Annotated in this window: 12 protein-coding genes; 11 read left to right on the top strand and 1 reads right to left on the bottom strand. The window is 75.2% G+C overall.

The annotated features are described in order from the left end of the window. A partial coding sequence (locus ACWGJO_RS39365) for a sigma factor-like helix-turn-helix DNA-binding protein (protein WP_452190473.1) occupies positions 1 to 500 on the top strand: 500 nt, incomplete at its 5' end. A 73-nt stretch (positions 501 to 573) separates the two neighbouring features. Here ACWGJO_RS39365 and cynR read toward each other — a convergent pair. Further along, positions 574 to 1,482: a transcriptional regulator CynR gene (gene cynR, locus ACWGJO_RS39360; protein WP_452190471.1), complete on the bottom strand. Its 909-nt coding sequence runs from the start codon at positions 1,480 to 1,482 to the stop codon at positions 574 to 576. Positions 1,483 to 1,608: 126 nt separating this feature from the next. Between cynR and ACWGJO_RS39355 the strand changes: the two genes are divergently transcribed. From ACWGJO_RS39355 to ACWGJO_RS39310, 10 genes are all read left to right on the top strand, one after another. Beyond that, a complete protein-coding gene (locus ACWGJO_RS39355; RefSeq protein WP_452190469.1) occupies positions 1,609 to 2,196 on the top strand; it encodes a carbonic anhydrase in 588 nt (195 codons plus the stop codon). A gap of 80 nt (positions 2,197 to 2,276) precedes the next feature. Beyond that, on the top strand, positions 2,277 to 2,747 hold the full coding sequence (gene cynS, locus ACWGJO_RS39350; protein ID WP_452190468.1) for a cyanase: 471 nt from the start codon (positions 2,277 to 2,279) through the stop codon (positions 2,745 to 2,747). Positions 2,748 to 2,858: 111 nt separating this feature from the next. Continuing rightward, complete coding sequence (locus ACWGJO_RS39345) at positions 2,859 to 3,374, top strand: nucleoside deaminase (RefSeq protein ID WP_452190466.1); 516 nt, start codon at positions 2,859 to 2,861, stop codon at positions 3,372 to 3,374. Positions 3,375 to 3,383: 9 nt separating this feature from the next. Beyond that, positions 3,384 to 3,905: an ATP-binding protein gene (locus tag ACWGJO_RS39340; RefSeq protein WP_452190464.1), complete on the top strand. Its 522-nt coding sequence runs from the start codon at positions 3,384 to 3,386 to the stop codon at positions 3,903 to 3,905. A 262-nt stretch (positions 3,906 to 4,167) separates the two neighbouring features. After that, positions 4,168 to 5,892: a serine/threonine protein kinase gene (locus tag ACWGJO_RS39335; RefSeq protein ID WP_452190462.1), complete on the top strand. Its 1,725-nt coding sequence runs from the start codon at positions 4,168 to 4,170 to the stop codon at positions 5,890 to 5,892. 200 nt (positions 5,893 to 6,092) lie between these two features. Further along, a complete protein-coding gene (locus ACWGJO_RS39330) occupies positions 6,093 to 6,659 on the top strand; it encodes a hypothetical protein (protein ID WP_452190460.1) in 567 nt (188 codons plus the stop codon). Positions 6,660 to 6,780: 121 nt separating this feature from the next. Further along, positions 6,781 to 7,662, top strand: coding sequence for a S1 family peptidase (locus ACWGJO_RS39325; RefSeq protein WP_452190458.1), 882 nt, complete (start codon positions 6,781 to 6,783; stop codon positions 7,660 to 7,662). 65 nt (positions 7,663 to 7,727) lie between these two features. Continuing rightward, positions 7,728 to 8,738: an aldo/keto reductase gene (locus tag ACWGJO_RS39320; RefSeq protein ID WP_452190456.1), complete on the top strand. Its 1,011-nt coding sequence runs from the start codon at positions 7,728 to 7,730 to the stop codon at positions 8,736 to 8,738. Positions 8,739 to 8,831: 93 nt separating this feature from the next. Then, on the top strand, positions 8,832 to 9,656 hold the full coding sequence (locus ACWGJO_RS39315; RefSeq protein WP_452190455.1) for a DUF4253 domain-containing protein: 825 nt from the start codon (positions 8,832 to 8,834) through the stop codon (positions 9,654 to 9,656). 148 nt (positions 9,657 to 9,804) lie between these two features. Continuing rightward, on the top strand, positions 9,805 to 11,064 hold the full coding sequence (locus tag ACWGJO_RS39310) for an SLC13 family permease (RefSeq protein ID WP_452190475.1): 1,260 nt from the start codon (positions 9,805 to 9,807) through the stop codon (positions 11,062 to 11,064). Positions 11,065 to 11,118: the final 54 nt, after the last annotated feature.

The following is an 11,118-nucleotide window of genomic DNA, read 5'->3' as shown; positions in this document are numbered from 1 at the left end:
GGACGCGCCACCCGCGCCCCGGCCGCGGACCGGGCCGGGCACCCGCCGCGGACCAGCACCCACCCGCGCCACCTCGGGACACCACCATGCCGACACCACGACGCCGATCGGCAGCCCCCGGGCCCGCCCTGGGCCTGTGGGCGCTGCACGACCTCCACCTGCGCCACTACCTCGACTACGCCGAACTGCTCCTGCCGCCCGCCGCCGCGCCCCTGGCCGTCCGCTCCGCCTTCGAGGAACTCGGCGGCCACTGGCTCGACGCCCTGTCCACCGCCAGCCCGGCCGCCTGCGCCTGGCAGGCGGTGCGCCGCCGGGTCTGCACCCTGGCCGGCCCCCGGCCGCTGGGCCCGGTCGCCCACCTCACCGCCGCCCAGCAGGACGTCCTGCTGCTGCATCTGGTCCTCGACCTGTCCGCCGCCGAGATCGCCGCGCTCACCGGCACCGAACCCGCCGCCGTCCACGTCCAGCTCCGCTCCCTGGCCGCCGCCGCCCGCCGCTGACCGGGCCGGTGCCGGCCGCCGCTCGCCGAGAGCCCGTCAGGGGGCGGTCGGGGTGGGGGCGGCCCGGTGCGGGCTACGGGGCCGGCGGGTAGCCGCGGGCGTGGACGAGGTCGCGGGTGAGGCGGGTGAAGGCGCGGGCGGCGGCGCTGCGGTAGGCGCCCTCGCGGTGCAGGAGGGTGACGGTGCGGGTGGGCAGGGGAGGGTCGAGGGGGACGGGGGCGAGGTGGGGGTGGTCGTGGGCGAGGGCGTCGGGCAGGACGGTGGCCAGGCCGGTGCGTCGGACGATCTCGGTGAGGGCCTGGACGGAGTTGGCCTCGACCGCGATGCGCGGGGCGGCCCGGTGGCGGGCGAAGTAGCCGTCGATGTGGGCCCGGGTGGCGAAGTCGCCGCTGAGCAGGGCGAGTTGTTCGTCCTTGAGGGCGTGGACCGGTAGCGGGCCGGGCAGCGTCCGGGCGCGCGAGGTGCCGGTGACGAGGCTGAGGGTCTCGGTGAACAGCGCGGTGGCGGTGACGCCGGGCGGGTGGGTGTCGGCGAAGGCGATGCCGAGGTCGAGGTCGTCGGCGAGCAGCGCGGCCTCGATGCGGTCCTGGGTGGTCTCGGTCAGGGTGAGGCCGACGCCGGGGTGGCGGGCGTGGAGCTCGGCGGTGAGCGGGCCGACCAGGTAGGCGGTGAAGGTGGGGGTGACGCCCAGGCGCAGGTGGCCGCGGGAGAGGTCCTGGACGTCGTGGACGGCGCGTTCGGCGGCGGCCAGGTCGCGCAGCGCGCGCCGGGCGTGGTCGGTGTAGACGGCGCCGGCGTCGGTGAGCCGCACGGTGCGGCCGGTGCGGTCCAGCAGCTGCACGCCCAGGGTCTTCTCCAGCTGCCTGATCTGCTGGGAGAGCGTGGGCTGGGAGATGTGCAGCTCCTCGGCGGCGCGGGTGAAGTTGCCGTGTTCGGCGACGGCGAGCAGATAGCGCAGGTGACGCAGTTCGGGGGCGGCCATGGAACAGACTATAGATGCGACCAATGGGTTCCATGCCCAACAGCTCTTGGACGCTATAGGCACAGGTCATGCATGGTGGATCTCACCGGCCCACCGGGGCCGGCCACCACCCGAAGGGAGTGACCAGTGCAGGACCTCACCGACGGCGTCGCCCGTTTCCAGCGGGACGTCTTCCCGGCCAAGGCGGAACTCTTCGCCCACCTGGCCACGCACCACGCCCCGCACACCCTGTTCATCGGCTGCTCCGACGCCCGCGTCGTCCCCGAGCTGATCACCGGCACCGAGCCGGGCGACCTGTTCGTCATCCGCACCGCCGGCAACCTGGTGCCCGCCCACACACCCGAGGCCGACGGCGTCGCGGCCAGCATCGAGTACGCCGTCGCCGCACTCGGCGTGCGGGACATCGTCGTCTGCGGCCACTCCGCCTGCGGCGCGATGACCGCCCTCGCCGAGGGCCACGACCTCAGCGCCGCCCCCGCGGTCGCCACCTGGCTGCGCCACGCCGACGCCTCCGTGGCCCGCACCTCCGCCGACGGCGACGTCCCCGCGCTGGTCCGCCAGAACGTGCTCGCCCAGCTGGCGAACCTGACCACCCACCCCTCGGTCGCCCGCGCCCTCGCCGGGGGCGGGGTCGCCCTGCACGGCTGGGTCTACGACATCCCCACCGGCCGCGTCGAGGTCCTCGGCGCCGGCGCCCCCGCGCTCGCCGCCTGATCGCCCCACCCCCCCGTACCCCCTCGCGTCGCCCCCGTCCCCGGGTGACGTGGACCCCCGCAGAGAGAAGGACAACCGCCATGGTGCACGCCCAGTTCAACCAGAGCGCCCGCGAGGCGCTGGCCGACGCCGCCGTCGACGCCAAGATCCGCAAGAACCTCTCCTGGAAGCGGATCGCCGAGGCCTCCGGCCTGTCGGTGGCCTTCACCACCGCCGCCGTCCTCGGCCAGCACCCGTTGCCGGAGGAGTCCGCGAAGGCCGTGGCCGAACTGCTCGGCCTGGACGAGGACGCGGCACTGCTGCTGCAGACCGTCCCGCTCCGCGGCTCGATGCCCAACCGCATCCCCACCGACCCGACGATGTACCGCTTCTACGAGATGCTCCAGGTCTACGGCACGACCCTCAAGGCCCTGGTGCACGAGGAGTTCGGCGACGGCATCATCTCCGCGATCAACTTCAGGCTCGACGTGCGGAAGGTCGCCGACCCCGAGGGCGGCGAGCGCGCGATCATCACCCTGGACGGCAAGTACCTGCCGACCAAGCCCTTCTGACCGGCCCCTTGCGGCCGAGCCCTGCCGATCGGGAGGCGGGCCGGGACCCCCGGCCCGCCCCTCCCGCCCCTTACCCCGCCCCTTACCCCCGCTCCCGCCCCGGAGGCCCTGATGGACTTCGTCCAGCGCACCATCGACATCGCCCGCCAGAACGTCACCGAGGGCGGGCGCCCGTTCGCGACCGTCATCGTCAAGGACGGCGAGATCCTCGCGGAGAGCCCCAACAGGGTCGCCCAGACCGGCGACCCCACCGCCCACGCGGAGATCCTCGCCATCCGCGAGGCCTGCACCAGGCTCGGCACCGAGCACCTGACCGGCACCACCGTCTACGTGCTCGCCCACCCCTGCCCGATGTGCCTGGGCTCGCTCTACTACTGCTCGCCCGACGAGGTCGTCTTCCTCACCACCCGAGACGCCTACGAGCCCCACTACGTCGACGACCGCACGTACTTCGAACTGGGCACCTTCTACGACGAGTTCGCCAAGCCGTGGCAGGAGCGCAGGCTGCCGATGCGCCACGAGCCGCGCGAGGACGCCGTCGAGGTGTACCGCCTCTGGCAGGAGCGCAACGGCGGCGAGCGCCGCGTGGCGGGCGCCCCGCGCCCCCAGGGCTCCGAGCGGGACTAGCATCGAGCCGTGATCGTATGGCTCAACGGCACCCACGGCGCGGGCAAGACGACGACCGGCGCACTCCTGCCGCCACTGATTCCGGATGCGCGGGTGTTCGACGCCGAGAAGGTCGGCGAGACCCTCATGGACATCACGCCGGGGCTGCCCCGGACGGACAACTTCCAGCACTGGCCGCCGTGGCGGCAGCTCGTGGTCGAGACCGCCCACCGGGTGCTCGACTACACCGGCGGCACCCTGGTGATGCCCATGACCGTCCTGGTCGAGCGGTACTGGCGGGAGATCAGTGCGGGCCTGGCCCAACGTGCCATCCCGGTACGGCACTTCGTCCTCCACGCCGACCAGGAGACCCTCCGCGGACGGATCGAGGGGGACACCGTCCTCGGCCCCTCCTCCTTCCGCCTCAGGCACCTCGAACCCTACGCCGAGGCGGCCCGCACCTGGCTGCACGCCGAGGCCGAGGTCCTCGACACCACCCGCCTCACGCCCGCCCAGGCCGCCCTACGGATCGCGGCGGCCGTCACGCGCTGAGGCCCCACCCGCCCCGCGAACAGGCGTAGCCGGCACCGGAGAACGACCCGTCCGGACCGTCCCGGGCCCGAGGTCCCGGTTCCGGTCAGGGCCCGAGGTCCCGGCCGGGCGTCCGGCGACATGGGGACAACCGCCCTCGGGCGGGGTCTCAACCTGGTAGGTTCCCCGCGGAAGTTCAGCAGGGCGGTCGGCAGGGCGTGAGGCGATCGGCGTACCGTGTCGGCCGTCGGCCGCCGACCGCAGGCCAGTCGCTGGGGGGCGAATGCGATCGGGTGAGGTGCTGAACGGCCGCTACCGGCTGGAGAAGCGGCTGGGCGCGGGTGGGTTCGGTGTGGTCTGGAGAGCCTTCGACCCCCAGGTTCAGCGGGCCGTGGCCGTCAAGGTCGGGGTGCCCCGCTCGGTGGTCGACGGTCTGCGGATGACGCGTGAGGCCAGGTTCAACGGCAACCTTCCGCATCCGCACATAGCGACCGTGTTCGACTTCGGCGAGGCCGACCGTGACGGTGAGCGCATCCTCTACCTGGTCATGGAACTCATCGACGGCGAGTCCCTGTCCGCGGTCCTCTCGCGGGGGCTCCCACCGCTGGAATCCGCCCTGGAGTGGGCCGCCCAGATCTGCAGCGCGCTGGCCGCTGCCCACGACGCGGGCGTGATCCACCGGGACATCAAACCCGCGAACGTCATGATCACCCGAGCCGGCACGGTCAAGGTGCTGGACTTCGGAATAGCCCGCCACCGGGCCGGAGTCACCCGGCTGACCGATGAGGGCACCATCATCGGCTCACTGCCGTACATGGCCCCGGAACGCTGGACGAACAAGGACGTCGACGGGCGGGCCGACCTTTACGCGCTGGGCTGTGTGCTGCTGGAACTGAGCACCGGCACCCTGCCGTTCCACGGCGAGGAGTGGCAGGAGCTGTACGTCCAGCACGCGACAGCCGAGCCTCCGGCCCCGAGTTCCCTGCAGCCGGGTCTGCCGGCCGCCCTGGACGGGCTGGTGCGGGAACTGCTCGCCAAGGATCCCGCCGACCGGCCGGGCGGCGCACGGCAGGTGGAGCACCGCCTGCGTGCCATCCTCGACGACGCCGCCGCGCGTACCCGCGGGGCGACACAACGGGACGGACAGGGCCCGCGGGCCGTTCGGACCGCAGAACCCCGGGCCCCTCGGGCCCCTCGACGCAGAGCGCTCGCGGGTGCCGCGGCCGTCGCCGCCGTCGCGGCGAGTCTGCTCGCGGTGGGCGTCTGGCAGTTCCTCCCGTCCGCCGTCGGCAGGAACGTCGGGCCCGGACCGGAGCAGCCGTCCGGAAGCGGCGGCATCCCGGCCGCGGCCGGGTCCCCAGCCGTTCAGTCGAGCTCCCCGATCCCCACACCCACTCCCACACCCACGTCCACTCCCACACCCACTCCCTCGCCGACCCCCACGCCGACCCCGAGCGCAGCGCCCGCGCCGGAACCGTCCTCCCTCCCGCCCGCGCCGCGACCGTCGGACCCGGGGGCCACCAGCCCGGTGGCCCCCACCGCTGCGCCGAAGCCGCCTTCACCGCCGACCGGCTGGTTGCGGTTCACCAACGCGGCCACCCGGATGTGCCTGTCCGTACCCGACGGGAGCAGACAGGCGGCCGAGGGCCTGGTGCAGGAGGACTGCGGGCGCGGGCCGGAGCAGTTCTGGCAGCTCACCGCGGAGGGGCAGGGCGGCGCCGGCCCGCTCTACTCGATCCGCAACGGCAACAGCGGCCTGTGTCTGTCGGTCGACGCCGCGCACAAGGAGGTGGGGGCGGTGATCACCCAGTATCCCTGCGGTGACGAGAGCCACCACCTCTTCCCCGACCAGTACTGGACGCTCCACTACGACCCCACCTACTACGCCTGGCAGTTGATCAGCAACAACAGCGACAAGTGCGCGGCGGTCAGGCAGGCCGGTGGCCAGCGGGAACAGGCCCTCCAACTGACCTGCGGCAGCGACGCCTGGCTTCTGTGGCGGACCTGACGGGGCCGGCCACGGGCCCCCGGGACGGCGGGCCGCAAGGGACGGTGCGGCGGGCCCCGCGGGGCCTTGGACCGCGGCGCAGGCCAGGGCACGTCCCGGGCGCTGACAGCCCCGCCGTTGAGCCGGGGGCCGGGTCGGGGCCGTAGACGTGGAAGGGGCGCCCTCTGCCGGAGCGGGCGCCGCGGCGTCAGGAGGCAGGCGTGCTCAGGTTCCACGGAGCATGGCGGATCACCGTCGTCGGCAGGAGCGCCGACTTCGACCAGCGGGCCGTCGTGCGCGGCGCGTACGGGCTGCGGGTGCTGTCCGGGCGGGTCGGCGCGACCATCGAGGTGGACGAGGAGAGCTGGACGCTGTCCCTGGAACACCACCTGTGGGGCCGCAGCTGGCAGCCCAACCTGCGCACCACCCCCGGACCGGTCACCGAGCACGACGGCCTGCGCAGCCAGTTGTTCACCAGCAACGACTGCCACTGGCCGGGCAAACCGCTCGACTACGTCAACTTCGTGCTGCGTCTGGACCAGGCCGTCGCCCCGGCCGTCACCCAGGCCGTCACCCGGACCGCGGCGCCGGTGCGCGCCGCCCGTCCGCTGGAGGCGCCGATCGCCGCGCCCGTCCAGGCCGTGCGCACCTCCTCCTCGGGCTGGCCCGCGACCGGGCCGGCGACCGGGCCCGAGCGCGAACGCGAGCGCGGCACCGCCCCCGAGCGCGGCACCGCCCCCGCGTCGCCGTCGGTGTCGCCGAGGGAGAGCGGGCGGCCCGCCTGGTAGCCCGACGGCGCGAGCGGGGGATACCCCCAGGTCACGGTGGCCCGCTGGCCGGGTGTTCCGGCGGGCCGGCGCCGGGTTGGCTGGAGCCGTCAGCACCAGCCGAACCGAAAGGCCGTCACCCGTGACCTTCCGCAAGACCGTCCGCACCGCCGCCCGTACGACCGCCCGTACGACCGCCCCCGAGCCCGCCCGTCGCCGCACCGCCGCCCGGGCCGCCGCCGTCACCGCCCTGGCCGCCGCGCTCGGCGCCACCGTCATGAGCACGAGCGCCTCGGCCATCGTCAACGGCCGCGACTCCACCGAGCGCTACCCCTTCATGGCCACCCTCCCGCTGAGCGCCGAGCAACTCGCCGACGGAGCCTGCGGCGCCACCCTGATCGACCGCCAGTGGGTGCTGACAGCCGCCCACTGCGTGGTCGGCACCGAGGACACCGGCGTCACCCTCAAGGGCACCGTGCGCATCGGCAGCGCCCACCGCGACAGCGGCGGCACCGTGCGCAGGGTCGACCGCGTCGTCGTCCACCCCGGCTTCGAGTTCGGCGACGGCGCCACCCGCCCCAACCGGAACGACCTGGCCCTGGTCCGCCTGGACCGCCCCACCCCCCAGCAGCCCGTCCGCATCGCCGAACACCCCGGCAGCCCCGGCACCCCCACCCGGCTGCTCGGCTTCGGCACCGTCGTCGACACCACCGACTACCAGCGGATGGTCTTCCCCGACCGCCTCCAGGAACTGCCCACCCGCATCGGCGCCACCACCGACTGCGCCCCCGGCTGGGCCGACCCCACCCGCCTGTGCACGCTCAGCCAGGTGCCCCGGGCCATGGCCTGCTTCGGAGACTCCGGCGGCCCCCAGATCCAGCGCGGCCGCGGCGGCCGCTGGGAACTCGTCGGCACCACCTCCGGCCCCGGCGCCCCCGGCGTGCCCTGCGCGGGCGGCCCCGGCCTGTACACCGACGTGCCCGCCTACGCCCCCTGGATCAGCGGCACCCTCGCGGCCGGCTGACACCCCGACCCCACCGCGCGGCTAAAGTCCCAGGTGAGAACCGTCGCGCCCGAGGAGAGCCCGCCATGCCGACCGACCCCGCCGCCACCGCGATCCCCGCCCCCGCCGCCGCGCGCCCGCACCCCGCGCGCCTCGGCCTGGGCACGGCGGCCGTCGGCCGGCCCGGCTACATCAACCTCGGGCGCGACGCCGACCTGCCCGCCGAACGCACCGTCGACGCCCTGCGCGAACGCACCCACACCCTGCTCGACGCCGCGTACGCCGCCGGCGTGCGCTACCTCGACACCGCCCGCTCCTACGGCCGCGCCGAGGAGTTCCTCGGCCAGTGGCTCGCCGAACACCCCGAGGCCGCGGCCGAGGTGACGGTCGGCAGCAAATGGGGCTACACCTACACCGCCGACTGGCAGACCGACGGAGTCGCCGCGCACGAGGTCAAGGAGCACTCCACCACCGTCTACGACCGCCAGATCCACGAGACCCGCACCCTGCTCGGCGACCACCTCGACGTCTACCTCGTCCACTCCGTCACCCCCGACAGCCCCGCCCTCACCGACCCCGCCCTGCACCGGCGCCTCGCCGACCTCGCCGCCGAAGGCGTCCGGGTGGGCCTGTCCACCAGCGGCCCCGCCCAGGCCGACACCATCCGCCGCGCCCTCGCCGTCACCGCGGACGGCCGACCGCTGTTCACCGCCGTCCAGGCCACCTGGAACCTGCTGGAGACCTCCGCCGCCTCCGCCCTCGCCGAAGCCCACGCGGCCGGATGGCTCGTCGTCGTCAAGGAGGGCATGGCCAACGGCCGCCTCGCCGGCCGCAACGCCACCGGCCCCGACACCGCCCCGCTGCGCACCCTCGCCGACCGCACCGCCGCCACCCCCGACGCCCTCGCCCTCGCCGCGGCCACCGCCCAGCCCTGGGCCGACATCGTCCTGTCCGGCGCCGCCACCCCCGGCCAGCTCGCCTCCAACCTCGCCGCCACCGGCCTCCGCCCGACCCCCGAGGACCTCGCCGCCCTCGGCGCCATGGCCGAGCCGGCCGGGGCGTACTGGCGTACGCGGGCGGGACTGCCCTGGTCCTGAGGCGTTGCGGGCGGGGCCGCCGCGCGAGAAGTCGGCGGGGCCGACTTCTCGCGCCCCCGCCCGTTGTCGGTGCCCGCCCCTACGGTGAGCCGCATGACCGAGCACCTGGACCTCGTCGCCGCCCTCGCCGCCCTGCAGGTCGACCTGCCCGTCGACCTGCCGCCCGGCCGTACGGTCACCGCGGACGACGGGCCCGAGCCGCTGCTGTGGATCAGCGACGCCCCCGCCCCCGCCGGGCTCTGGCGCCGGCTGCACCGCGCCCACCCGCGGACCGGGCTGTGGCCGCTGCTGCTCACCCCGCTGGACCCCGCCGGCCCCGACTACCGGCCCTGGCTGTCCGGCGAGCTGTACCCGGTCGACGCCGCCGTACCCGACCTCTACGACCCGGCCGCCCTGCTGGCCACCTGGTGGAAGCAGGTCGACGAGGACGAGGACGGGGAGGTGAGCGAGGACGCCGAGATCCTGGACGAAGCCCTCGCCCCCTACGGCCGCACCTGGCCCGGCCCCGCCCCCGCCGCCACCGTCCCCGACGGCGCCGCCGGCACCGAGGCCCGGGAGCTGGCCGAGGTGCTGCGGTCCGTCAAGGACGTCCGCCTCGGCCTGGTGCGGGCCGACAGCGGCGCCCAGGCCCTCGCGGTGTGCGGCTGGAGCGGCCCCACGAACCACGACGACATCGCCAGGATCGCCACCGTGCTCGCCGACTGGGAACGCCGCTTCGGCGCCCAGATCGTCGAAGTCGGCTTCGACACCCTGGAGTTGAGCGTCCCCGTGCCGCCCGCCACGCTCGCCGAGGCGCTCCCGCTGGCCGCCGAGCACACCGCCTTCTGCCCCGACCTGGTCTTCCAGGGAACCGGCAGCCTCACCGAGTACGCCGAGGGGCTGGTGGGCGCCCACCAGTGGTCCTTCTGGTGGGACTGACCCTGACCTGATCCGGGGCCGGGGCCGAGCGCGCCGACCCGCCCGGCGCCCGCCGGCCACCCGTGTGGCATGCTGCGCCGGGCCGCGAATCGGGCCCGAGCACCGCCCACCGCACGGACACCCGTCCCCGGCCCCCGAGGAGCACCCCCTGAACACCGCCTGCGCCGAAGCCCTGTCCGCAGGCCTGCTGGTACTCGTCCTGGTCTGCGCCGTCGCCCGCCCCTGGGGCTGGCCGGAGGCCGCCGCCGCGGTGCCGGCCGCCGCCCTGCTGGTGGCGACCGGCGCCGTCCCGCTGGAGCACGCCACAGCCGAGGCCGCCCGCCTCGGACCGGTGATCGGCTTCCTCGCCGCCGTCCTGGTCCTGGCCAAGCTCTGCGACGACGAGGGGCTGTTCCGCGCCTGCGGGGCCTGGATGGCACGCAGCGCCGCCGGCCGCCCTCGCCGACTGCTGGTCCAGGTGTTCACCGTCGCCTCCCTGGTCACCGCAGTGCTCAGCCTGGACGCCACCGTCGTACTCCTCACCCCCGTCGTCCTCGCCACCGCCGCCCGCCTGGGCACCCGGCCCGGGCCGCACCTGTACGCCTGCGCCCACCTGTCGAACACGGCCTCGCTGCTGCTGCCGGTCTCCAACCTGACCAACCTGCTCGCCTTCACCGCCAGCGGCCTGAGCTTCGGCCGCTTCGCCGCCCTGATGACACTGCCGTGGCTGGCGGCGGTCGGCGTCGAGTACCTGGTGCTGCGCCGCTTCTTCGCCGCCGACCTGGACGCCGCCCCCACCGCGGCGCCCGAGACCGGACCGGCCCCCGCCATGCCGCTGTTCGCCCTGGCCACCGTCGGCTGCACGCTCGCCGGGTTCGTCCTCGCCTCCGCACTGGACGTCGACCCGGCCTGGGCGGCGGCCGCCGGCGCCACCGTCCTGGCCGCGCGCGCCCTGGCCCGCGGCCACGCCACCCCCGCGACGGTGGTGCGCTCGGCCGCCCTGCCGTTCCTGGCGTTCGTCCTCGCCCTGGGCATCGTGGTGCGCGCGGTCGTCGACAACGGCCTGGCCGCCGGCCTGGCCCACCTCGTCCCCGACGGCACCGCCCTGCCCGCCCTGCTCGCCACCGCCGCCCTGGCCGCCGTCCTCGCCAACGTCATCAACAACCTGCCCGCCACCCTCGCCCTGGTGCCGCTGGCCGCCCCGGCCGGGCCCGGCGCCGTCCTCGCGGTCCTGCTCGGGGTGAACATCGGCCCCAACCTCAGCTACGCCGGCTCGCTGGCCACCCTGCTGTGGCGCGGCATCGTCCGCGACCGCGGACTGCCGGTGGAGCTGCGCGAGTTCACCCGCCTGGGCCTGCTCGCCGTCCCCGCCACCCTCACGGCCGCCGTCCTGGCCCTGTGGGCCTCGCTGCGCCTGATCGGGCCCTGAGCGGGTCGACCGGGGCCTGATCGGGCCCTGACCGGGGCCGGCGCCCGTCGCCGC

It is taken from the genome of Kitasatospora sp. NPDC054795, assembly GCF_053611565.1.
The sequence above is the reverse complement of the archived record's forward strand: the minus strand, read 5'-3'. Positions and strand labels throughout refer to the sequence as shown.

Bases quoted from the DNA above. Each gene is read 5' to 3' on its own strand.
- ACWGJO_RS39345 (WP_452190466.1), top strand. From the start codon at position 2,859: ATGGACTTCGTCCAGCGCACCATCGACATCGCCCGCCAGAACGTCACC.
- ACWGJO_RS39320 (WP_452190456.1), top strand. From the start codon at position 7,728: ATGCCGACCGACCCCGCCGCCACCGCGATCCCCGCCCCCGCCGCCGCG.
- ACWGJO_RS39315 (WP_452190455.1), top strand. From the start codon at position 8,832: ATGACCGAGCACCTGGACCTCGTCGCCGCCCTCGCCGCCCTGCAGGTC.
- cynR (WP_452190471.1), bottom strand. From the start codon at position 1,482: ATGGCCGCCCCCGAACTGCGTCACCTGCGCTATCTGCTCGCCGTCGCC.
- cynS (WP_452190468.1), top strand. From the start codon at position 2,277: ATGGTGCACGCCCAGTTCAACCAGAGCGCCCGCGAGGCGCTGGCCGAC.
- ACWGJO_RS39335 (WP_452190462.1), top strand. From the start codon at position 4,168: ATGCGATCGGGTGAGGTGCTGAACGGCCGCTACCGGCTGGAGAAGCGG.